The organism is Vreelandella olivaria, assembly GCF_023507745.1.
Taxonomy (GTDB): domain Bacteria; phylum Pseudomonadota; class Gammaproteobacteria; order Pseudomonadales; family Halomonadaceae; genus Vreelandella; species Vreelandella olivaria_A.
The window spans coordinates 54937-77007 of the sequence record NZ_JALPZO010000112.1 but is presented as its reverse complement, the minus strand read 5'-3'; the positions used below and the strand labels follow the sequence as shown (position 1 = coordinate 77007).

Sequence of the window (22071 nt, the reverse complement as noted above, 5' to 3'; positions counted from 1 at the left end):
AATGCTGTTTTTTTAATTGCTGTTATCAGTGCCCTGATAGTCGGCCTTTGGCTTGTCCGCTGACACCCGCACCAGCCTAGTGCTTGCAATTTTTTACTCAAGAACAAATACTGGATATAAACACACTATTTATTCTTGAGGATACCGACGATGCCGTCTCAACCCCCCTATGTTGCGACAGCCTTGCCGTTAACGTATCAGCCGTTACCTTTCCCTGCACTACAGGGGCGCGCTGGCTTTAGCGGCTTCCCTTCTCCCGCCCAGGATTACGAACAACGCACACTGGATCTCAATGTGCGACTTATCAAAAATCCAACCCAGACGTTTTATCTCACGGCAAGAGGCGACAGTATGGAGGGATGGGGCATCTTCGACGGCGATCTGCTGATTGTGGACCGCAGTGTGCAACCCCGCCTGGGCCACATACTGGTGGCCATGTTGAACGGTGAAGTGCTGATTAAGCGCTATGCCCTGTATCACGACACACCACACCTCTGCTCCGCCCACCCCCACTATCCACCGCTGCCCCTGGAAGGGAGTGACTGCCAGCTATGGGGTGTGGTAAGGGCCGTGGTCCACGAGTATCTGCCATGATCGGACTCGTTGATGCCAATAATTTTTATGTCAGCTGCGAGCGGGTCTTTAATCCTTCGCTGGAAGGCAAGCCAGTGGGCGTTATGTCGAACAACGATGGCTGTATTATCGCCCGCTCTGCGGAATTGAAAGCGCTGGATATCCCCATGGGCGCCCCCGCCTTCAAACTGGAAGGTTTGCGCCGCCGTGGCGATATCCACCTGCTGTCATCCAATTATGAGCTGTATGGCGACATGTCGGCGCGGCTTGCCCAGTTGCTGCGAGATGCCTGCCCAGGCGTTGCTCCCTACTCTATTGATGAGATGTTTGTCTATCTGGATGGGTTAAGCGACCAGCAGTGCCAGGCGATTGGTAAAGCACTGCGGCGGCGCATTCGCCGCCACCTGGGACTACCGGTATGTATAGGGCTGGCGCCTACCCATACGCTGGCAAAACTCGCCAATCACTTTGCCAAAGAGCAACCTCACTACCAGGGCGTTTGCCTGCTGAACGCAAATGGCAACACTACCCGCGCATTGCTCAAAAGAACGCCCGTCAACAACGTCTGGGGGATTGGCCGGAAACTTGCCGAACGGCTCTCTATTAGCGACATCCATACTGCCTGGGATTTACGGGAATCCAATACAAAACAGCTGCGCAAACACTTTTCTGTGGTCCTGGCACGTACCGCGCTGGAACTGCGCGGTACTCCTTGCTTACATATGAACGCGCTGGAAGAGCCACGCCAACGGATTATGACGTCACGCTCGTTTGGTCAACCCACAGGCGTAAAGGAAGAGCTATATAGCGCGCTCTGCCAACATGCCCAGCGTAGCGCTGAAAAACTGCGCCAACAGCGTAGCCTTGCCCACGCCGTACTACTGTTTTTAAACACTAACCGGCACCGTAAAGATCTGCCACAATACTTTCCCCGCGCAATGATCCCTCTCACCTCTCCCAGCGATGATACGCGGGTCATTCTTGACGCAGTACGCCAGGGGCTAACACAGATATACCGCCCCCATCACCAGTTTATGAAGGCAGGCGTCATGTTGCTTGACCTGATAGATGCCGAACACCATCAGCTGTCACTGCTGCAACAGCCCTCCCCGCACCACTCTGCCTTGATGAAAACCGTGGATACGATCAACCAGCGCATGGGGCAGGGCATGATCAGGTTCGGCATGACCGATGCCGACGCACCATGGCAGTTACGCTGCGCCCATCGCTCACCGCGCTATACCACCCGATGGGATGAATTGATGGAGGCTGGCACCTACCCAGGAGCCATCCAGGCGTTTACTTCTCGCCCGTAACCGCTAATCTGGACGTAAAATGCACGGAAAATCCTGTCCTTATGTCGCTTACCCGCCCTGATAAAGAGTACGCTCCCACCCCTGACCTGGCACAGCGCTGGGCTGGTTGCTACATACAGCGCTATTTTCGCCGCCACTCTGCACTTGAATCGCCTAACCCTCTGGCTCTAAAGCATGCAAAGCGCTGGATTATCGTCTGGGCAGCCCTGGCTGGCATTATGTCAGGCTCGCTGATTGGTGGCGCTGAATGGTGGATGCGCCAGTTTGCAACGGATAACTGGGAAGCCATGAACCTTAGGGAACAGCTCCCTTACTGGGCTGGCTATATGGCCTTCGCAGGGGTTATTACGGTACTGGAAATTGGTTTTTTATACTGGAACGCGCTGCGAGGCGTGGCGAGTGTCAGCCGCTTGGCAGGACTCGGATACCGCCAGACAGTGCCATTAGAACCTGAGATTCAACTGACGGTTCATGGCGTATCCAGGGTGGCCCTGGAATACCCTAGCCCAGGCAGCCTTATTTATGGTGTTGACCCCCACGCCTATTTACGTGGCTGGAAACTAACGCTTAGGGCTCTGCTCTATCGCTTAAAAATCAGCTTAAGCAGTTTTATTCTGCGCCTGGTACTACGCCGCCTACTCGGTCGGCTCACCTTGCGCGGTCTTCTTCCCATATTCACGGGGCCGCTATATGCCATATGGAATGGTTGGATAGCCTGGCGCATAACGGAAGAGGCTCACTTACAAGCGAGTGGGCCAGCACTGGTTAAACAGCTAATGGCTGCGCTGGACAACAGCGACGAACGTACACGGCTTCTGGTAGCCCAAGGCGTGGGTGAGCTGATAATGCGTAACCAACACCCTCACCCAAACCTGGTACTGCTTTTGGCCCGTCTCTTGGATAGTGTATCGGCCAAGCCCCACACCCTGGAGGTCGATTGGCCAACCGCATTGCGCGACTATGCACAGTTGACGAGTTCATCGCGTCAGGCGCTGCTCAACGCACTCACTCAGGCCACACTGCTTAGCGGCAACTACCGCGGCTCACGGAAACGCTTTTTGAGCGAAGTGTTTGCAACCTGCCAAACGCCACTGCTAAAGGCTGATATCATCGCCCAGCAGCAGCGCTTGCTATCGGAACAGACACTTTAATCCGATGTTAGCGCCTGACGTAACCGTGGGCTTAACGCTTCGCCCACCACCGCCATAGCCACCAGCATCGCCAACAGCCAAGGCCAGTGAGCAGCAAACGAAACTGGATAAACCCCCAGTGCATCAACGAAAATAATCAAGATGCCCAGCGGGCTAACGTAGCGCACCATCATTAGCCATAGCGCATAGGCCAGCGGCGGCAGCCCCAGTTCCTCTCGGAATAGTTCACTTTTCAGCACAAAGCCAGCCACGACAACCATGCCTAAGCCACCCAGAGGCATCATCCAGCGTGATGTCAGGTAATCAAGCCAGTCAAAAACGGTTTTGCCTGCCAGAGTCCAGTCGGCGCCAAGGTTAAACGACAGCATTGCCAGGGTACTGATCAACCACAATATAGTGCCTGTCCCCCAGGAGGCCGACTGACGCGACATGCCTTTATTATCGCATAGCCAGGACACAGTGGCCTCCACCATGGAAATGGAGGATGTCAGCGCCGCCATCGAGAGCATCAGAAAGAATAGAATGCCGAACAGTGTGCCCAGCGGCATCGCCTGGAAAGCCAGCGGCAGGCTCATAAAGATCAATCCTGGGCCCTCCCCAGGGTCCATGCCATTAGCAAAAATGACCGGGAAGATAGCCAGGCCAGCCATGAGCGCCACAACCGTATCCGCTACCGCCACACTGACCGTAGTACGGCCAATAGATGCTTCTTTGGGTAAGTAACTGCCATAGGTAAGAATCGCACCGGAAGCCAGAGAAAGGGTAAAGAACGCATGCCCAAGGGCCGCCAGCATCCCCTCGCTGGAAAGACTGCCAACGTTAAATGAAAACAGGAAGCTTACCGCCTCACCAAACCCTCCGGAAAACACTCCGAAGACAATCAGCAGCACCAGCATCAGTACCAGTCCTGGCATCATCCAACTGACACTTTTCTCAATGCCTTCCTGCACCCCTTTCCCAACGATCACCATGGTTAACAGCGTAACCAGGGTACTCCAAAAACCGAGATTGACAGGATTCGCATTGTTGGCGCCGAACACCGCCGCGATATCATCAACACTACCGGCAGCCAGACCACCGGAGAGCATTTTCCATAGGTAAGAGAACGACCATCCTGCAACGACCACATAAAACGACAGCACCATAAAGCCACAAAGCATGGCCATCCAGCCAATTAGCGACCAAGCAGAGGAGCGGCCCGACTCATTCACCACGCGCCGTATCGCATCAATTGGGCTACCGCGACCACGGCGGCCAAAGGAGATCTCGGTCATCATCACCGGCACACCAACGGCAAAAATACACGCCAAATAAACCAGCACGAAGGCGCCCCCGCCATACTCCCCGGTGATATAGGGGAATTTCCAAATATTGCCCAGCCCCACGGCAGAGCCTGTGGCTGCCAACATAAACCCCCAGCGGCCCAGCCACTGGATGCGAGGTTGCCCAGAAGAGGTCATGTGCCCAGTTATCCTGTTAGAAAAAGGCGCCTATCCTAGAGGATTTTTTGGTGAAAGCCCAAGTATCTCGTCACCTCCCAGCCACATAAAGGGCTATGGTACTTAACCGCAAAGCGGTTTGGCCTGTAGGCGTTGACTGCATCATCAGCGCCCGAACAAGAGAGTGGCAATCAGCGCACCAAAGCCAAGAATCTGGCAAACTAGGTATGACGTAATCACCCTACAACGGAGAATGCTGGTATGAGCGATACCGCACAACCCTGGACGCAACCAATGCCCGATGCGCAGTTCAAACTGATGCGCGATATTCTTGCCGCACCAAGCCCCGTAGGGCTTGAAGGGGCGATGACCTACGGTGTACTGAAGCCCTACTTCGACAGCTTCGCGCCCAGTGATTGGTACCTGCACCAGTTTAAGGGCAACGCGGGTGTAGTGCTGGATACACACCCAGGCAAAGATGACATGTTCACCGTCATGATCATCGGGCACGCAGATAAAATCCGTATGCAGGTACGTTCGATTGGCGAAGATGGCAAAATCTGGATCAACACTGACTCCTTTCTGCCCACAGTGTTGATCGGCCATGAGGTAAAACTGTTCAGCGAAAATCCCGACGCTCCCGGTAGCTATCGCATTATCGAAGGCGGCACGGTAGAAGCACTAGGGGCTATTCACTTCTCCGACCCGGCGCAGCGCGATGGCAGCAAAGGTATCAAGAAAGAGCAAATCTATCTGGACCTGCAGATCCATGGCGAAAATAAGAAACAGCAGGTACTCAACCTGGGGGTTCGCCCAGGCGACTCGATTATTTTCGACCGCCCTATCCGCCCTGGCTTTAGCCCAAACACGTTCTACGGCGCTTATCTGGATAATGGCCTGGGATGCTTCGTGACGGCGGAAGTAGCTCGCCTGATTGCGGAAGCAGGCGGTACTGAAAAGGTACGCGTGCTGTTTGCCATTGCCAGTTACGAAGAGATCGGCCGTTTTGGCAGCCGGGTATTGGCAGGTGAGTTAAGGCCGGATGTGCTAATTGGTGTCGATGTCAACCACGATTATGTAGCGGCTCCCGGCATTGGCGACAAACGCATGCAACCGCTGGAGATGGGTAAAGGCTTTACAATGTCGGTAGGTTCTATTGCCAGCGAGCAATTAAATCGCATTATTGCCAGTACCGCAAAAGAGCACGATATTCCCATGCAACGGGATATGGTCGGTGTTGATACTGGTACCGACGGTATGGCGGGTGTATTGGCATCAATCGATAGTGCTGCCACCTCTATTGGCTTCCCCATCCGAAACATGCATACCATTTCGGAAACCGGCAATACCCAGGATGTACTGGCCGCCATTCATGCACTCACGCATACTTTAAAAGCGTTGGATGCCCTACCCAATCTTGAACGGGAATTCCTCGATAATCACCCAAGACTGGATCAAGCCAGCCCGCTTAGCCATCAAGGCAGTGCAAAGCCTGAGGAGAGCGAAGAGAAACCCGCTTAACCTCAAACTCTCCAGACCAGCCCCGGCCTTTGCAGCCGGGGTTTTTGCTGTAGTAACTGCAAGCTCCCCGACCCGCCCGCACCACCTCATCAGACCAAAGTCTTAGCATTACAACCAACGTTTAATAAACCTAAGTGGTAGGATGCTTCCCTAAATTTATCCATTCTAATTCAGTTAACTTTAAATCTGGAGAGCTATCTATGAGTGCAATAACTCAGGATTGGCGACGCTGGACGCCACTCCTTGCGGGGCCGTTGCTGTTTATCTTGATACAGCTTGCGATGCCAAGCACACTGATCGACCCAATGCCACGCATTGTATTAGGCCTCACGGCATGGATGGCGGTGTGGTGGGTAACCGAGCCGGTGCCTATTCCGGTCACCTCTTTCTTGCCCATGATTTTGCTGCCGCTGACCGGCGTCATGCCGATGAACGATGCGGTCGTCGGTTACGCCAACCCCGTTATCTATATGTATATGGGTGGTTTTATTCTGGCCATTGCCATTGAGCGCTGGAATTTGCATCGCCGCATTGCACTCTCCATTGTTAATCGTATTGGTAACAGCCTACGCAGCATTGTGCTCGGTGTGATGATCGCCTCGGCATTCCTTTCCATGTGGATATCCAATGCAGCCACGGCTCTGATGATGCTGCCTATTGCGGTGGCACTATTGGGTGAGCTAGATGAACGCGATCAATTTGCCCCCAATGAGCGAGATGCCTTTGCCCGCACACTGCTATTGACGGTTGCATATTCAGCCTCCATTGGCGGGTTGGCGACCATTATCGGGTCAGTGCCCAATGCTATTGTGGTGGCAATGATTCCTCAATTCTTTGATGTAGAAATCAGCTTCCTGCAGTGGATGATCTTTGCCCTGCCACTGTCCCTGATACTATTGGTAGTGCTCTATATCTACCTCACCCGTATTTATGCCAAAGTGCCCAACACCCGCCTTGAAGTAAATTTTGTTGCTCAGGAGCTGGAGAAACTGGGGCCGATTACCAGGGATGAAAAGCGCGTACTGACGGTATTTATTTTAACGGCTCTGGCCTGGGCGCTGCGTGGCTGGCTGGCTCCTTTCTTCGACCTGCCTATTAACGACACCCTGATCGCGGTTATTGCTGCCGTCTCGCTATTTATCATCCCCGCTCACAGCGAAAAACGCAGCCTTTTAATCTGGGACGATATGAAAGACCTTCCCTGGGGACTCTTTATTCTATGGGGTGGTGGTATGTCATTGGCTGCGGCCTTCAGCGCCAGCGATCTAACCGGCTGGATCAGCCAACAGCTGCAACTGCTGGATGGTGTCAGCTACTTCTGGATGCTGCTCTTTATGGTTGTGTTAATGCTGTTTCTCACCGAGATCATCTCCAACACCGCAACTGCCAATATGGCGCTCCCCATTACCGCTGGACTGGCTGCCGCCATTACCACGGGTAACCCCCTGGGTCTGATGGTGGCCGTGGCACTGGCAACAACCTGTGCCTTTATGCTGCCAATCTCGACACCACCCAATGCAGCAGTATTCTCCAGCGGACGCATTACCATCAAGCAAATGGCAAAAGCAGGCTTTGCAATGAATGTGGTCAGCGCGATTGTGATTACCCTGTTTGTCTACTTCGTAATGCCGTTATTCTTACCGATGCCCTAGAAAGCAAAGGCTGGCATACGTAAAAAACCCCGACCATCGCTGGTCGGGGTAGTAGCAACTCCTCCCTGATCTATCCTCGCAAACATCCATGTCGCACTTCCCTGGTTTCAGGCACTCCCTGCCTAAGCCTGCTCTTTACACCTTCATTGTGTTCTTACCACCTTGAACCCCTAATGTGTCAAAAACATTAACGTAGGATAATAAAAACACAGCAGAGGTGCGCCGCAAGCGTTCCTGCTGACACTTTCATGTAACGCCATCCCTGCGTTATAAGCACAGTGCGCCTTTAAGCGGTTGAGTTATCTAACCTGGGATATGAAACATTAAAAAACTTCGCCGCATTTCCAGCCAGCATATTTCAAAACATTGGCATTTTGTTTGAGTTGCGCATTTAACCAACAAAAACATACAATCACGTACGTTTAACTAATGACAAGGAATACCTGATGCCAACCCCATGTCGTGCCACTCCCGTGACGTATGTAACGTTCCCGCCAATCAAGGCTTTGCTGGCTGCCACCATGGGGATAGCACTCTCCACCTCGGTGTGGGGAGAAAGCTGGCAGGGCAGTATCGGTGTCGGCGCGGTTTACGCCCCCGACTACCTGGGTAGCAATGACTACGACACATCATTCTGGCCAGTACTTAACCTCTCCTATGGAGATACCCTCTCCATTAGTCCACGCAATGGCATTGAGTGGCACGCCATTCGTCATGGTAACTGGACCATTTCGCCTATCATTGGCTACACCTTTGGACGAGACAATACCGGCGATATAAGCCGCTTTGAAAAAGTCAGTGGTGGGGCGACACTTGGTCTGCGAGTTGGTCTCCAACAAGGGTTATGGCACTACAGTGTAGCAGGCCGAACCCCCGTTACCGGGGATGTTGAAGGCGCAGAGTTTGAAGCAGTCGCCACACTGCGACAACCTCTCAGTGAACGCACCTTTTTCGTCTTATCACCCAGCATCCACTATTCCAATGAAAGATGGACGGAATCACTGTTTGGCGTTTCTGAGCAAGATAGCGCCCAAAGCGGTATTGCCACCTACGTCCCTGATGGTGGCTACTGGCGGATAGGCGCTAACGCCAGCCTTACCTACGCCCTAACCCCTGAGTGGTCGGCGACTGGCTTCGTAGGTGCCAGCTACCTTACCGATAATGCATCGGATAGCCCGATTGTTGATGAGCTAGGCAGCGAATGGCAAGCCCTTGGCGGCGTATCGTTAAGCTACCGCTTTTAATGCTCTACTATTGAGACGGCCCTGGTAGGCCGGATTCTTAACACATCTTATAGTCGGCTAGTGGGTAGTTAATGGAAAACAGCGTTCAGCGACAATGGATAGTCTCACGCCTGAGCCATTTCTCAGGCGTAGGGCTGGTATTGGCAACCCTTTTCTTCGCCTTTTCGCTAACCCCCAGCCTTGTTCCCCGCCCACTAGTAGCTCAAGGTGTTGTTTCCGGACTGAGCTTCTCTGCTGGCTACGCCCTGGGGGTAATAGGCCACTCGCTGTGGCGCTACCTGCATTTACCCGAACCTGCCCCCTGGATAGAACGATACATGAAATGGCTGGCCGCCCTGGCCTGCTTGGGTATCTGCACGATTTTTCTTTGGCGCGCCACTGAATGGCAGAACAGTATTCGCGACTTGATGGCCATGGAACCCGCCAGCGGCTCACGCCCCTTCTCGGTGGCATTGATTGCGGTCGGTGTCTTTGCCTTTTTACTGCTCATGGTCTGGCTATTCAGGCGCACTTTTCGTCTGCTGTCTCGCAAGTTGTCGCATATTCTTCCGCGCCGAACGGCTTATGTATTGGGCACAATCACTGCCGTTGCACTGTTTTGGCTGGTGATTGAAGGCGTCATTTTTACCTATGCCCTCCAGATCGCCGACCGCTCGTACCAGCAGGTTGATGAGTTAATGCAGGATGACCTGATACCGCCTACAGACCCAATGAAACCAGGCAGCGCGGAGTCGTTAATTAGTTGGGAAGCACTGGGTAGCCGTGGACGGCGCTTTGTTACCCAAGGTCCCAGCGGCAACCAAATCAGCGCGTTTCTCGGCGAACAAGTGCCTGACCCAATACGCGTGTATGTTGGACTCAATGCTGCCGAATCACCTGCTGAACGGGCAGAGCTGGCACTTGCAGAACTAGTTCGGGTAGGTGGTTTTGAACGCTCAGTATTGATACTCGCCACCCCCACCGGGCGCGGATGGGTAGACCCCGGCTCCCAAGACACAGTCGAGTATCTGCATCGGGGCGACATTGCCACGGTGACGGCCCAGTACTCTTACCTGCCCAGCCATTTATCACTTATTTCCGAAGCAGAGTATGGAGTTGAAAACGCACGGGCGCTATTTACCACGGTATACGATTACTGGTCTTCCCTGCCCAGCAATGAACGCCCAAGACTCTACCTGTTTGGCCTGAGCCTGGGAGCGCTCAATTCAGACCTCTCATTTGATCTGTACGACATTATTGATGACCCTTTCCATGGTGCATTGTGGAGTGGCCCTCCCTTTCGTAGCGACACATGGCGAACCGTCACGGCTGATCGGGACCCTGGGTCGCCTGCTTGGCTTCCCACGTTCAGAGAAGGCTCGGTGGTACGTTTTATGAATCAATTCCAAGGGCTTCAAGCGGCGCCAGGAGAATGGGGCGACTTTCGAATCGCTTACCTGCAATATGCCAGTGACCCAATCACTTTTTTTGAACCAGCAGCATTCTGGCGCGAACCGGAATGGATGCGTTCTCCTCGCGGCCCGGATGTTTCACCACAATTACGCTGGTATCCCGTGGTTACCATGCTGCAGCTACTGGCAGACTTAGCCACTGGCAGTACACCACCGGGGTTTGGCCACGAAATAGCAGCTGAGCATTATATCGACGCCTGGGCAGCACTTTCAGAACCACCGGGCTGGGACGAGCAGGAACTTGCCCGCTTGCGTGCTCACTTTACCCAAGCACGTTAAGTGCCCAAAAGTAATCTGCACAACCGCGCTCTCCCAGCCATGCTCCCTAGATGAAGCTGCCCAGGAGTACTGCTTTCGGGCAGCCTTGGGCCACACATCTTTCGTATAAGAATCATTCATGTACTATGCAAGTACAATAAAAATACAACTTTATCTTGTACATTACTTAACTCTCTTCTATAGTCTATAGTGTTCGCGGTAAGGAAGCCGCTACGCAAGGGAATGATCGCTCAGGATGAGCGGTGTTATTCAAGGATTGGATCAGCTCAGGAAGAGCTTGCATAATTCAGGGAAAGAAGCGAAGCGACGGAAAAGCACCCTTAGATTAGGGTGTTTTTTCGTATGTGAAGCTTGGGTAACCTTTTCCAATTGCAATAACGGCCTAAGATGAGCAAGCGAGAGTCCTGTGCGTATCCATCTACGGGAGTTTTACCAAAATGGCCCGCCGCACTGTACAGGAAATGCCAGCAGCTTTGCTTTCCGCTAGGGCGTTGGCTGACCATCAGTGAACGCAACTGTGCCGCAGAGCTCTTTCATGATGCGCTTTGTGACTTGATGCTCATTCTACTAGGCTGTGACAACACTCATTACTCATAGGAAGAGAAGATGCCTTCTACCACCACTATCGTTGTTATTATTGTCGTTATCGCCGTTGCCGTTGTCGGCTTTAGCGGCGGCCTGCCCTTTTAAAAACGCTCTCATCTGCTGTGCTCATTAACAGGTTTCATGCCAAGAGCCATACAGCGCGCGGCCGTACCGGCGCCCTTCTCAAAATCGCGTTAGAAAAGAGCACTTAACTCGTTCGTGCTGCCCGGCAAACGTACTGTAAGCGTGCTAGCTTTGGCACTGCCTAGTAGGATATATGGCACTCCCAGAAATACTTCCAAGGCGGCTCAAACACCCAAAACGAAAAAGGGGAACCAAGCTAAACACTTGATTCCCCTTCTATATTCTGTGGCGGAGAGGGAGGGATTCGAACCCTCGAAGCCTTTCGACTTACACACTTTCCAGGCGTGCTCCTTCGACCACTCGGACACCTCTCCACATTTTCATTCAGCGGGAAGGCGCTGCCTTTCCCAACAGAACGGCGCATATCTTATGGTCTAAGCCGTGAAATAGCAAGCCTTTTTCAGATTTAGGGACTTGGCAATACGGCATAGTTACCGCTGGCTTCCAGGCAGAGCGTATCACCGCAGTAAAGCTGCTGGGTAAGTGTTATACGGCCTTTACCCCGCTCTTTGAGCTTATCTGCCAGTTGCTCAGAGCCATGGGAGTCGCCGGGAGTACAGATGATACGATAGTCACCGGTGACCGGCGCAAGAAAACGCTGGCTGGCTTCGGCCACCACCACATCCTGGGCCAGCCCCCGCTCTCGCAGCCATAATGTTACCCAACACCACCCTTGAAGCGTGGTTTGCGCGGTAAGCGCACCACCAAAGCCTGTGCCCTTATCGTTTAGATTGGGGGTAAGCGCTAACTGCCACGTAAGCCTATGCCCCTCCATCGCCACTTGCTCAATCCCCAGCGCGCCCACCATAGGAATAGCCTCTTCCAGCCAGCGCTGAAATGCGAGGAGATCTTCCTTACCGGTAGGTAACGGCAAACGTGGGTGCGGTACTCCTGGCTCGCGTAGCTGACTCACAGCAGGCTCCCTACCCTAGTTCCAATGCTCTACAAAGTCGGTAACGCTGTGCTGCGGTAATGGCTTATGACGTCCGGCCAGACTGCCCAGGTAAATAAACGCCACCACCTCATCATCCTCATCAAGGCCCAGCCCTTTACGCACCACGGGGTCAAAGGCGTACTTGCCGCTGCGCCACATTGCCCCGAGGCCAAGCGCATGAGCAGCCAACAGGATACCGTGGGCAGCGCAACCAGCGGAAATCACCTGCTCCATTTTAGGCACTTTGGGAATATCCGGCGTTACTTTGGCGATGACGGCAATGACCATCGGTGCCCGTAGTGGTTTCTTACGAGCGGAATTCAACGTCTCGTCATTGGCATGAGGGTCTTCCTGAAACTCGGCCTCTGCGAACAGTTCACCCAGGCGTTCGCGCCCCTCCCCGGTGAACTCAATAAAGTGCCAAGGACGCAGTTCTTTATGATCCGGAGCGCGCAGCGCCGCCTGATAAATCGTGTTGAGTTGCTCGGCGCTTGGGCCCGGCTCGGTCAGCTTCCCCATAGAGCTGCGTTCGTAAAGTAGCGTAAGTGCGTCCATGGTGACTCCCGTAGTTTTCATCGTTGGGCGCTACTGTAGCGCAGTCGTTTACTGCCTTGCCAGACGCAGCGGGCTGGGTGGCGTAAGCCCTGGCGTGGCGCGCCAGGGGCTGATATCCAGACCACCACGACGTACATAGCGTGCCAGTACGAGTAGTTCACTGGGATTGGCGCGCTGCATCAGGTCAGTGAAGATGTGCTCCACACAGTGTTCATGAAAGTCCTGGTGCTGGCGATAGCCAATCAGGTAGCGCAGCAGCCCTTCCCGATCGAGCCTAGGGCCTTTATAACGAATCATCACACTCCCCCAGTCCGGCTGCCCCGTGACCGGGCAGTTGGATTTGAGCAGATGTGAGTGCAGCGTCTCTTCCACCATCTCGTCACTTACCGTCAGATGCTCAGCACTGGGCGTATAGTCGCTGACTTCAATATCCAGATCATCCAGGCATGTTCCAGGCAGGCGCTGCGGCGCGAGGACTGCATCGTCTACCCCAAACAGCTCTACACTAACAGTGGCACCGGCAGCGCCAGCCAGGTCATGTGCCAGCGTCGCCCGTACCTCATCACGGCTTGCAAAACGGGTTTGGTTAAAACTGTTTAAGTAGAGCTTCCAGGACTTGGACTCAATCAAATTGGGTGAGCGGGCAGGCAAACGAAAACGCGCCACCGCCACAATGGGCTTGCCTCGTGCGTTTAGCCAGGAAACTTCGAAGGCATACCACTCATCTTCTCCCACAAATGGCAGGCTATCTTCAGTAATCCCCAGGGGAGCACGATTTGCGGCCCGGGGGATGGGGTACAGTAGCCCGGCATCGTATTGCTCGGGATAGGAGGAATCGCGTCCCAGGGGCGCGTTCTCTAAGGTTGCGGGGCGATGTGCCATACAAGGTAACTCTCTAAAAATGTTCCATCGAACGCTTAACTGCGAATGCCTTTGCCACGCTCCAGCATAGTCAGCGCGACCAAAAATAGCGCAATAATAAAGGCAAAAATAGCAGCCAGTGCCCAACCCACCGGGATATCGGACACCCCCAGGAAACCGTAGCGGAACACATTCACCATATACAGAATCGGGTTGAGCATCGATACGCCCTGCCAGAAGTCGGGTAGCATCGAGATAGAGTAGAAGACACCACCAAGATAGGTGAGCGGTGTCAGAATAAACGTTGGCACGATAGAAATATCGTCAAACTTATTGGCCAGCAGTGCATTGATAAAACCTCCGATAGAAAACAGTGCTGAGGTTAATACCACCACCAGTATGGTTAGTAACGGGTGCTCTACGGTTAAACGGGTAAAGAACAGAGAGACCAGCGTAACAATTAGCCCGACCCCCAAACCACGCGCCATACCGCCAAAAATAAAGCCCGCCAAAATCACCCAATTGGGCATGGGTGATACCATCATCTCTTCAATGGAACGCTGGAACTTATTGGAAAAGAAGCTTGAGGCAACATTAGAGTAGCTGTTGGTGATCACCGACATCATAATCAACCCAGGGACAATAAAGTCCATGTAACTGAAGCCATCCATATCGCCAATACGTGGGCCAATCAGATTACCGAAGATAATGAAGTACATCGCCATGGTAATGGAGGGCGGTAAGAGCGTTTGAGGCCAAATCCGTGTAAAGCGCTTGATCTCTTTCAGCACCAGCGTCCATAAGGCAATGAACGTTTGAGTGGCATTCATACCTGTGCCTCCTGCTCAAATGCGCGCTGGTCAATGGCCCGCTGGCTACCCTCCACCATGGATACGAACATCTCCTCTAAGCGATTAGCGCGGTTGCGCATGGAGACCACATTGATACCCTGCTCGCTCAGCGCACTGAATACGCCATTAAGCTGCTGACCACGGTGAATCACCAGTGCCAACTGGGAAGGTTCAAGCTGCTGGATCTCAAACCCCTCCACTTCAGGCGCGGTACTCACAGGCTTAGCAAGGTCTAAAAGAAAGGTTTCAGTATCCAGCTCTGCCAGTAGCTCACGCATACTGGTATTACGCACAATATCGCCATGATTGATAATCGCGATATTGCGGCACAGGCTCTCAGCCTCTTCCAGATAATGGGTCGTGAGGATAATGGTAGTACCTTCATCACGGTTAATGCGGCGCATGTATTCCCACATACTCCGGCGCAGCTCGATATCCACACCTGCCGTCGGCTCATCAAGAATCAGCAGTTTTGGACGATGCATTAACGCGCGGGCAATCATCAGGCGCCGCTTCATCCCCCCTGAAAGCATCCGCGCGTTGCCATGGCGCTTATCCCAAAGCCCCAGGTCGGTTAGCAGTTGCTTCGCACGGGGTAACGCCTCATTACGCGTCATCCCGTAATAACCCGCCTGGGCCAGCACGATATCGATCACTTTTTCGAATTGGTTAAAGTTGAACTCTTGAGGCACCACGCCAAGCTGGTACTTCGCCTTGGCAAAGTCCTTATCGATATCAATCCCGAAAATTGACACCTTGCCTGCTGACTTTTGCACCAGGGAGCACACGACACCCAACGTGGTCGACTTCCCCGCCCCATTGGGACCCAGCAATGCAAAAAAATCGCCCTGCTGGACGTCTAAATCGATACCTTTTAACGCCTGAAAGCCGTTGCCATACACTTTGGTGAGGCCACGGATAGACAATGCCGGTTCGGCCATAAACATGTCCTGTCAGCAAATGGGGGGCATAAGAAAAGAACTGGAAAAGAGGATATCGGGGCACGCATATATTTTTTCAAGCCAGCATGGTGGCATCACTGCTAGCTATTTCCCTGCTCTGGCACTTAACGGCAGCAAGATCTTCTGATTATTAAGGAGGCAAATAGCACATGGCGAGAGCGTGGGCTCATTCAACAATGAGCAGTACACTCATTTAGCCATAACGGCGGAAAAAAGATCAAAAGAGAAGAGAGTTACCGGGGAGGAAGACTCGACCGCGCTGCCACTCCAGCTCACGACCCTCATCTGCTCTATCACGCATACCAACTGGAGCGGGAAAGGAGATTCGACCGGGCTGGCGCTCCAGCTCACGACCCTCGTCCACTCTATCACGCATACCAACTGGAGCGGGAAAGGAGATTCGAACTCCCGACCCTCGCCTTGGCAAGGCGATGCTCTACCACTGAGCTATTCCCGCAACATAAAAGTAGTGCGAATAAGAGCGAGATGGCGTCCCATAGGGGGTTCGAACCCCTGTTCCCGCCGTGAAAGGGCGGTGTCCTGGACCACTAGACGAATGGGACGTTTTTTTGGAGCGGGAAAGGAGATTCGACCGGGCTGGCGCTCCAGCTCACGACCCTCATCTGCTCTATCACGCATACCAACTGGAGCGGGAAAGGAGATTCGAACTCCCGACCCTCGCCTTGGCAAGGCGATGCTCTACCACTGAGCTATTCCCGCTTAAACTCTGATACTCGCTATCTAATTGGCGTCCCATAGGGGGTTCGAACCCCTGTTCCCGCCGTGAAAGGGCGGTGTCCTGGACCACTAGACGAATGGGACGTTTTTTTGGAGCGGGAAAGGAGATTCGAACTCCCGACCCTCGCCTTGGCAAGGCGATGCTCTACCACTGAGCTATTCCCGCATTCCGATTACCTGACGATGAAGTGGCGTCCCATAGGGGGTTCGAACCCCTGTTCCCGCCGTGAAAGGGCGGTGTCCTGGACCACTAGACGAATGGGACGTTTCATTGCCTCGTCGAGGTGGCGCGTATATTACTCAGCCCTCACTTGGCTGTCAAGCGCTCTGATATCGGAACGTTTTTAGCGCAAAAATAACTGCATACCTTAAATGACCTTAGAAGGTGCCTGACCAATTTAGGATGCTTCATTTTGATGCGCTCGCTTATTTTTCTGTCTCTTACTAGGTGCTTACTACAACCGACAACTCCTCTAAAAATCTTTTATTTAAAATAAATCGATTTTTTGGCATAACCCTTGCTACCTCATTAGTGCTTTCGCTACTCCCCTTCCTTTAGCCATGAGGTCTTCCCATGTCCTTTACTCGCCGCAAGTTTCTGACTACCGCTGCGCTCTCCTCCACCGCTGGGCTGGTGCTGGGCGCCCCCAGCATCGCCAAAGCCCAAAGCTCCGAGAGCTTTAACTGGCGAATGACCAATGCCTATAGCCCAGGCTCCCCGTTTTATGTGGAAGGCCCAGGCAGCCCAACAGACGTCATTGCGAAAATTAATGCCATGTCAGGTGGGCGTCTCAACATCCAGCACTTTTCCGCGGGTGAGCTTATCCCTGCCTTTGAGGGGTTTGAGGCGGTACAAAGCGGCACTATCGAAATGAATGCCGCGAACAGCTATTTCTGGTCGGGCACTACCTTTGCTGCGCAATACTTCACCACAGTGCCTTTTGGCATGAGCTTTATGGGCCACATGGCATGGCTTTACCACGGTGGCGGCCTGGAGCTTTGGCAAGAAGTGTATGAGCCTTACGGCCTGGTCGCCCTGCCACTTAATAATACGGGCGTTCAGATGACGGGGTGGTTCCGTGAGCCAATTGAGGATATCAGCCAACTCAATGGATTGCGGATGCGCATTCCTGGACTGGCTGGACAGGTCTACGCCTCCCTGGGTGTCGATGCCCGCGTTCTGCCCGGTGGTGAGATCTTCCCAGCCCTTGAACGTGGTGTTATCGATGCTGCCGAGTTTGTAGGCCCCTACCAAGACCGTCGCATGGGGCTACATAATGCCGCCAAGTACTACCACACCACCGGCTGGCATGAGCCCGCCACCACCGGTGAGTTACTGATCTCCAAACAGCATTGGGATAATCTACCCGAAGACCTGCAAATGATCGTAAAAAGCGCCTGTATGGCCGCCTGCCTGGAAAGCCTGACCTGGTCAGAAGCCGTCAATGGTGAAGCCATGGCTGACCTGGTGGAAAACCATGGTGTCACCGCCAGCATGCTGCCAGAACCAGTGATCAGCGCCCTGCGTGAAGCAACCATGGATACGCTTTCCAGCGAAGCAGCGGCCGATCCGCTGGTACGCAAAGTACACGACAGCTATATGGCGTTCAAAGCCAATCATGACCGCTGGGCAGGCCCTAGTGAGCGCGCCTGGTTAAACGACATTATCGGGGTGTGATATGCGTACCGTGGAACGTGTTGTCCACGGGATCGAGGCAGTGGTCCGACTGTTTGGTTGGATTGCTGCCTGGACCTGCGTGGTGCTCGTCGCGTTGGTGGCAGGCGATGTGGTAATGCGCTACCTGTTCAGCATTGGCGCCGTATGGCTCCAGGAGCTTCAGTGGCACCTGATCTCTCCCATTGCACTATTTGGGATGTCATATTTGCTGTTCGTTGGCGAACAGGTGCGCGTCGATGTCTTTTATGAGCGTTTACCTGTCAATGTGCAGCGTGCCATTGAGGTACTTGGCGGTTTACTGCTACTCATCATGGGGCTCTACATCGCATGGTTGACGCTGCCCTGGGTTGCACAATCGTTCGTTCGTGGCGAATCCTCCCCCAACCCTGGCGGCCTGCCTTTTCGCTGGCTACTTAAATCCCTTATCCCGCTTGGTTTTCTGTTGCTTGCACTGCAGGGCCTGGCCCATGCACTGCGCCAAGGATTTTCCCTTCCCAGCCGAGGTGAATAACGCATGTCTCCTAATGAATGGCTTGCGATCGGCATGATCGCTGCCTTTTTTGTGCTGCTCTTGATTGGTATTCCCGTCGCCATCAGCATTGCCGTTACCGCCTTTGTGTTTGGCTACCTGGGCTTTGGCCCGATGCTGTTCAACCTTTTGCCCTCGCGTATTTATGGTGTGGTCACCAACTACACCTTTATGGCAATCCCCCTGTTTGTGTTTATGGGGGTGATGCTTGAGAAGTCGAAACTGGCAGAAGAGTTGATTGATGTGATTGGCCACTTGTTTGGGGGGCTTTCAGGCGGCATGGGGGTGGCGATTATTTTTGTGGGCGTGCTACTGGGTGCCGCCACGGGCATTGTGGGCGCCACCATTGTAACCCTTGGCCTGTTAACCCTGCCCACCCTGCTACGCAGGGGCTATCCGAAAACCCTCGCCACCGGCATGATTTGTGCCTCGGGCACCCTGGGGCAAATTATTCCACCCAGTCTGGTGCTGATCCTGCTCGCAGAAATTTTAGGCGAGTCGGTAGGCACCATGTTTGCTGCGGCCATGGTGCCTGGCTTGGCATTGGCGGGTATTTACATTGTCGCCATTTTAATCATTGCTCAGTTCTCCCCCCACTTGATGCCACCTATTCCCGCTGAAGAGCGCGCCCAGCTGAACAAAGGGCAGCTATTACGCAAGGTGGTCACCGTGGTGGGCCCACCGGTAGGGCTGGTATTTGCAGTGCTTGGCTCCATCATTGGTGGCATTGCCGCCCCTACTGAAGCCGCCGCCATGGGAGCATTGGGAGCCTTGGTATTTGTGGCCTGCTCCGGTCGCTTAACAATGGCTCTATTAAGCGATGTTGCCAGGGCAACCCTGGTGATCTCCGCCATGGTGTTCTTTATTCTTATCAGCGCTCAGGTGTTTGGCCTGGCCTTTCGTGGATTAGGCGGCGAGCATCTGGTAGGCCGTATGCTGGAGTGGGTACCTGGGGGCGAATGGGGCGCACTGCTCTTTATGCTGCTACTTATGTTCGTGCTGGGTTTTTTCCTGGAGTGGATCGAAATTAGTTATATTGCCTTGCCACTGTTTCTGCCCTTTTTTGTTCAAACGGGGACCGATATGGTGTGGCTAGGCATTTTGGTGGGGTTGGTACTACAAACCTCGTTCCTGACCCCGCCATTTGGCTGGTCACTGTTCTTCTTGAAAGGCGTTGCCCCGAAAGAAGTGTCCACGCTGGATATCTATAAAGGCGCGATTCCCTTTATCGCGCTACAGTTTCTGGCCGTTGCGCTGGTATTTATTTTTCCAAGCATTGCCACTTGGCTGCCTGATGCCATTGGTTGGTAACCATCACCAATAACAAAGGATTTGGAGTCATGCTTTACACTCAACGTAGCTATGGCGGCAGCTGTGTTGCCCCGCATCATCTCGCTGCCAGCGCAGGGCGCGATATATTGAAACAAGGCGGCAATGCGGTAGAAGCGATGGTAGCCGCTGCGGCGGCCATCGCGGTGGTCTATCCCCATATGAATGCATTGGGAGGTGATGGATTTTGGCTCATCCACGAACCCGGTCAAGTACCCGTCGCCATCGATGCCTGCGGCCCTGCGGCAGCGCTGGCTAACGGCGATTTTTACGCAGGCGACACACATATCCCTGAGCGTGGCCCCAAAGCAGCGCTTACCATGGCAGGCACCATTGGTGGTTGGCAGGAAGCGCTAAAGGTTGCCTCAGGCTGGGGTGAAGCGTTACCGCTATCGACGCTACTGGCCGATGCCATTCGCCATGCGGATCAAGGTGTAGCGGTCTCCCAAAGCCAGGAAACGCTGACAGCCAAGCATTTAGAGCGACTGCTGCAAAGCCCAGGCTTTAGCGAAGCGCTCCTGATTAATGGTCAAGTCCCTCGCGAAGGCGAACGACTACATCAACCACGTCTGGCAGCTACGCTCACCCGTCTCGCCACCGCAGGGCTGGATGATTTCTACCGTGGAGAACTCGCGACGGGCATGGCCAAAGAGTTAGCAACATTAGGCAGCCCGCTGCGTTTGGATGATTTCCATGCCTATCGCGCCCAGCGGGTCACACCGCTACAGGTATCGTTGCAGGACGCTACGCTGTATAACCTCCCCGCTCCCACCCAGGGAGTGGCGTCACTCATGATTTTAGCCATCTACGAGCGCATAAAAGCCGCCGAACCTAATGGCTTTGACCATCTGCACGGCCTGATTGAGGCTACCAAGCGTGCATTTTTACTCCGCGATCGCTATGTCACCGACCCCAATCGCGTTCCAGTGCCTCTACAGGGGCTTCTAAACGAAGAACGCATTAGCGCTGAAGCCGCTCAGATCAACAGCGCCCAAGCCCTCCCCTGGCCCTTTAATCCAGCACCTGGCGACACCATTTGGATGGGCACTGTAGACAGCGAAGGGCGTTCGGTCAGCTTTATCCAAAGCATTTACTGGGAATTTGGCAGTGGTGTGGTACTGCCGGAAAGCGGCGTTCTGTGGCAAAATCGTGGTATCAGCTTTTCACTCAACCCTGACGATTTACGCGGTTTGGCTCCAGGCCGCAAGCCCTTCCATACCCTCAACCCAGCCTTAGCCACCTTTAACGATGGGCGCACCATGGTGTATGGCACCATGGGGGGCGAAGGACAACCGCAAACCCAGGCGGCAGTGTTTTCCCGTTACGCGCTACATGGTATGCCTCTACAACAGGCCATTACAGCACCACGCTGGTTACTGGGGCGAACATGGGGGGAGTCCAGCACCAACTTAAAACTTGAAGATCGCTTTGACGACGCATTGGTAACCGCCCTGGCCACTGCCGGGCATGATGTTGAAGTGCTGCCCGAAGCATTTAGCGACACCATGGGGCACGCAGGGGGCATTGTGCGACACCCCGATGGGCTGATTGAGAGTGCCCACGACCCACGTAGCAATGGTGGTGCAGCCAGCGTGTAATACCGGGCCTGGCGGTTTGTTGATCTTTCGCACATGCTGAACCTGGGCGAGTGCCCGCTGTCACTAAGAAGAGTGATACGCTAGCCTAGGCGGCTCTGTCTGAAAACTGGCTGTGCTCGACCACACGGCGTTAAAAATCGGCTCAAAGTACTCATTTACACTATGTAAACTCCGTCTTTACGCCGATTTTTGCCTTGTCTGGCCTTCGCTCGCTGACGTTTCAGACAAAGCCTAAAACCTCTGCTTAACAGCAACCAGAGGAGAAGGAGACCTCCATGGCGAAAATAGAGAAATCCCCAGACGAATGGCGCAAGCAACTCACCCCGGAGCAGTATCGTGTTGCACGGGAGAAGGGCACTGAACGCCCGTTTACAGGTGATTATCAGGTCAGTGATGCCCAGGGCATCTACCACTGCATCTGCTGCCATGCGCCGCTGTTTGAGAACGAGCACAAGTTTGATGCCGGCTGCGGATGGCCAAGCTTTGATCGCCCGCTAGGTACCCGCTGCGTGGAAGAGCATGCGGATACCTCTCATGACATGACACGCACGGAAGTGGTGTGCTCTCACTGCGACGCCCATCTGGGCCATGTTTTCCCTGATGGGCCACCAGATACGACAGGGTTGCGCTACTGTATTAATTCGGTCGCGTTGGAGTTTCACCCCGACGAGTAGGGCAATT

18 protein-coding genes and 7 tRNA genes are annotated in these 22071 nt (G+C 53.9%); 12 read left to right on the top strand and 13 right to left on the bottom strand.

Annotation, left to right across the window (positions count from 1 at the left end; translation table 11 throughout):
• The first annotated feature begins 150 nt into the window (after positions 1-150).
• From HP566_RS09955 to HP566_RS09945, 3 genes are read left to right on the top strand one after another with little or no spacing between them, the layout of a single operon-like run.
• A complete protein-coding gene (locus HP566_RS09955) occupies positions 151-594 on the top strand; it encodes a LexA family protein (protein ID WP_249977104.1) in 444 nt (147 codons plus the stop codon).
• Positions 591-1889, top strand: coding sequence for a Y-family DNA polymerase (locus HP566_RS09950; protein ID WP_249977103.1), 1299 nt, complete (start codon positions 591-593; stop codon positions 1887-1889). Before HP566_RS09955 ends, HP566_RS09950 begins: the two co-directional genes overlap by 4 nt.
• A 41-nt stretch (positions 1890-1930) precedes the next feature.
• Complete coding sequence (locus HP566_RS09945) at positions 1931-3040, top strand: LBF_2804 family protein (protein WP_249977102.1); 1110 nt, start codon at positions 1931-1933, stop codon at positions 3038-3040.
• On the opposite strand, the gene HP566_RS09940 is transcribed toward HP566_RS09945, so the two are convergent.
• Complete coding sequence (locus HP566_RS09940; RefSeq protein ID WP_249977101.1) at positions 3037-4500, bottom strand: sodium-dependent transporter; 1464 nt, start codon at positions 4498-4500, stop codon at positions 3037-3039. The two genes, HP566_RS09945 and HP566_RS09940, sit on opposite strands and share 4 nt — an antisense overlap.
• Before the next feature lie 240 nt (positions 4501-4740).
• Between HP566_RS09940 and HP566_RS09935 the strand changes: the two genes are divergently transcribed.
• The 4 genes from HP566_RS09935 to HP566_RS09920 all read left to right on the top strand — a co-directional run bounded on the left by HP566_RS09935 (position 4741) and on the right by HP566_RS09920 (position 10626).
• A complete protein-coding gene (locus HP566_RS09935) occupies positions 4741-6000 on the top strand; it encodes a M20/M25/M40 family metallo-hydrolase (protein ID WP_249977100.1) in 1260 nt (419 codons plus the stop codon).
• A 200-nt stretch (positions 6001-6200) separates the two neighbouring features.
• Positions 6201-7652, top strand: coding sequence for an SLC13 family permease (locus tag HP566_RS09930; RefSeq protein WP_249977098.1), 1452 nt, complete (start codon positions 6201-6203; stop codon positions 7650-7652).
• A 446-nt stretch (positions 7653-8098) separates the two neighbouring features.
• Positions 8099-8896 (top strand): MipA/OmpV family protein, encoded by a 798-nt coding sequence (locus HP566_RS09925; RefSeq protein ID WP_249977097.1) that lies wholly within the window; start codon positions 8099-8101, stop codon positions 8894-8896.
• A gap of 71 nt (positions 8897-8967) precedes the next feature.
• Entirely contained in the window at positions 8968-10626 is a 1659-nt protein-coding gene (locus HP566_RS09920; protein WP_249977096.1) for an alpha/beta hydrolase, read from the top strand.
• Between the two features lie 955 nt (positions 10627-11581).
• On the opposite strand, the gene HP566_RS09915 is transcribed toward HP566_RS09920, so the two are convergent.
• From HP566_RS09915 to HP566_RS09860, 12 genes are all read right to left on the bottom strand, one after another.
• A tRNA-Ser gene (locus HP566_RS09915) sits at positions 11582-11669 on the bottom strand.
• Positions 11670-11761: 92 nt separating this feature from the next.
• Positions 11762-12268, bottom strand: coding sequence for a YiiD C-terminal domain-containing protein (locus tag HP566_RS09910; protein WP_249977095.1), 507 nt, complete (start codon positions 12266-12268; stop codon positions 11762-11764).
• Between the two features lie 15 nt (positions 12269-12283).
• Complete coding sequence (locus HP566_RS09905) at positions 12284-12844, bottom strand: nitroreductase family protein (protein WP_249977094.1); 561 nt, start codon at positions 12842-12844, stop codon at positions 12284-12286.
• Between the two features lie 48 nt (positions 12845-12892).
• A complete protein-coding gene (gene queF, locus HP566_RS09900) occupies positions 12893-13726 on the bottom strand; it encodes an NADPH-dependent 7-cyano-7-deazaguanine reductase QueF (protein ID WP_249977093.1) in 834 nt (277 codons plus the stop codon).
• A gap of 35 nt (positions 13727-13761) precedes the next feature.
• Positions 13762-14535 carry an ABC transporter permease gene (locus HP566_RS09895; RefSeq protein WP_249977092.1) on the bottom strand — a complete coding sequence of 258 codons (774 nt, stop codon included), beginning with the start codon at positions 14533-14535 and terminating at the stop codon, positions 13762-13764.
• Positions 14532-15497, bottom strand: a complete 966-nt coding sequence (locus tag HP566_RS09890) for an ABC transporter ATP-binding protein (protein ID WP_249977091.1) — start codon at positions 15495-15497, stop codon at positions 14532-14534. The genes HP566_RS09895 and HP566_RS09890 overlap by 4 nt, the downstream gene beginning before the upstream one ends.
• 403 nt (positions 15498-15900) lie before the next feature.
• Positions 15901-15975 (bottom strand) — tRNA-Gly (locus tag HP566_RS09885).
• A gap of 30 nt (positions 15976-16005) precedes the next feature.
• Positions 16006-16081, bottom strand: a tRNA-Glu gene (locus tag HP566_RS09880).
• Positions 16082-16163: 82 nt separating this feature from the next.
• Positions 16164-16238: transfer RNA gene (locus tag HP566_RS09875), tRNA-Gly, on the bottom strand.
• 26 nt (positions 16239-16264) lie between these two features.
• Positions 16265-16340 (bottom strand) — tRNA-Glu (locus HP566_RS09870).
• A 7-nt stretch (positions 16341-16347) separates the two neighbouring features.
• A tRNA-Gly gene (locus HP566_RS09865) sits at positions 16348-16422 on the bottom strand.
• Positions 16423-16445: 23 nt separating this feature from the next.
• Positions 16446-16521 (bottom strand) — tRNA-Glu (locus HP566_RS09860).
• 309 nt (positions 16522-16830) lie between these two features.
• On the opposite strand from HP566_RS09860, the gene HP566_RS09855 reads away from it, so the two are divergent.
• The 5 genes from HP566_RS09855 (at position 16831) to msrB (ending at position 22064) form a co-directional block, all read left to right on the top strand.
• Positions 16831-17934 (top strand): TRAP transporter substrate-binding protein, encoded by a 1104-nt coding sequence (locus tag HP566_RS09855; protein ID WP_249977090.1) that lies wholly within the window; start codon positions 16831-16833, stop codon positions 17932-17934.
• A 1-nt stretch (position 17935) separates the two neighbouring features.
• Positions 17936-18445 carry a TRAP transporter small permease subunit gene (locus HP566_RS09850; protein ID WP_249977089.1) on the top strand — a complete coding sequence of 170 codons (510 nt, stop codon included), beginning with the start codon at positions 17936-17938 and terminating at the stop codon, positions 18443-18445.
• Positions 18446-18448: 3 nt separating this feature from the next.
• Complete coding sequence (locus HP566_RS09845) at positions 18449-19774, top strand: TRAP transporter large permease (RefSeq protein ID WP_249977088.1); 1326 nt, start codon at positions 18449-18451, stop codon at positions 19772-19774.
• A gap of 29 nt (positions 19775-19803) precedes the next feature.
• Positions 19804-21390 carry a gamma-glutamyltransferase family protein gene (locus tag HP566_RS09840; protein WP_249977087.1) on the top strand — a complete coding sequence of 529 codons (1587 nt, stop codon included), beginning with the start codon at positions 19804-19806 and terminating at the stop codon, positions 21388-21390.
• A 275-nt stretch (positions 21391-21665) separates the two neighbouring features.
• Positions 21666-22064 (top strand): peptide-methionine (R)-S-oxide reductase MsrB, encoded by a 399-nt coding sequence (gene msrB, locus HP566_RS09835; RefSeq protein ID WP_249977086.1) that lies wholly within the window; start codon positions 21666-21668, stop codon positions 22062-22064.
• Positions 22065-22071: the final 7 nt, after the last annotated feature.

What these genes read in the sequence shown, in the direction of transcription:
- HP566_RS09955 (WP_249977104.1), top strand. Translation starts at nt 151, where the DNA reads ATGCCGTCTCAACCCCCCTATGTTGCGACAGCCTTGCCGTTAACGTAT.
- HP566_RS09950 (WP_249977103.1), top strand. Translation starts at nt 591, where the DNA reads ATGATCGGACTCGTTGATGCCAATAATTTTTATGTCAGCTGCGAGCGG.
- HP566_RS09945 (WP_249977102.1), top strand. Translation starts at nt 1,931, where the DNA reads ATGTCGCTTACCCGCCCTGATAAAGAGTACGCTCCCACCCCTGACCTG.
- HP566_RS09940 (WP_249977101.1), bottom strand. Translation starts at nt 4,500, where the DNA reads ATGACCTCTTCTGGGCAACCTCGCATCCAGTGGCTGGGCCGCTGGGGG.
- HP566_RS09935 (WP_249977100.1), top strand. Translation starts at nt 4,741, where the DNA reads ATGAGCGATACCGCACAACCCTGGACGCAACCAATGCCCGATGCGCAG.
- HP566_RS09930 (WP_249977098.1), top strand. Translation starts at nt 6,201, where the DNA reads ATGAGTGCAATAACTCAGGATTGGCGACGCTGGACGCCACTCCTTGCG.
- HP566_RS09925 (WP_249977097.1), top strand. Translation starts at nt 8,099, where the DNA reads ATGCCAACCCCATGTCGTGCCACTCCCGTGACGTATGTAACGTTCCCG.
- HP566_RS09920 (WP_249977096.1), top strand. Translation starts at nt 8,968, where the DNA reads ATGGAAAACAGCGTTCAGCGACAATGGATAGTCTCACGCCTGAGCCAT.
- HP566_RS09905 (WP_249977094.1), bottom strand. Translation starts at nt 12,844, where the DNA reads ATGGACGCACTTACGCTACTTTACGAACGCAGCTCTATGGGGAAGCTG.
- queF (WP_249977093.1), bottom strand. Translation starts at nt 13,726, where the DNA reads ATGGCACATCGCCCCGCAACCTTAGAGAACGCGCCCCTGGGACGCGAT.
- HP566_RS09895 (WP_249977092.1), bottom strand. Translation starts at nt 14,535, where the DNA reads ATGAATGCCACTCAAACGTTCATTGCCTTATGGACGCTGGTGCTGAAA.
- HP566_RS09890 (WP_249977091.1), bottom strand. Translation starts at nt 15,497, where the DNA reads ATGGCCGAACCGGCATTGTCTATCCGTGGCCTCACCAAAGTGTATGGC.
- HP566_RS09855 (WP_249977090.1), top strand. Translation starts at nt 16,831, where the DNA reads ATGTCCTTTACTCGCCGCAAGTTTCTGACTACCGCTGCGCTCTCCTCC.
- HP566_RS09850 (WP_249977089.1), top strand. Translation starts at nt 17,936, where the DNA reads ATGCGTACCGTGGAACGTGTTGTCCACGGGATCGAGGCAGTGGTCCGA.
- HP566_RS09845 (WP_249977088.1), top strand. Translation starts at nt 18,449, where the DNA reads ATGTCTCCTAATGAATGGCTTGCGATCGGCATGATCGCTGCCTTTTTT.
- HP566_RS09840 (WP_249977087.1), top strand. Translation starts at nt 19,804, where the DNA reads ATGCTTTACACTCAACGTAGCTATGGCGGCAGCTGTGTTGCCCCGCAT.
- msrB (WP_249977086.1), top strand. Translation starts at nt 21,666, where the DNA reads ATGGCGAAAATAGAGAAATCCCCAGACGAATGGCGCAAGCAACTCACC.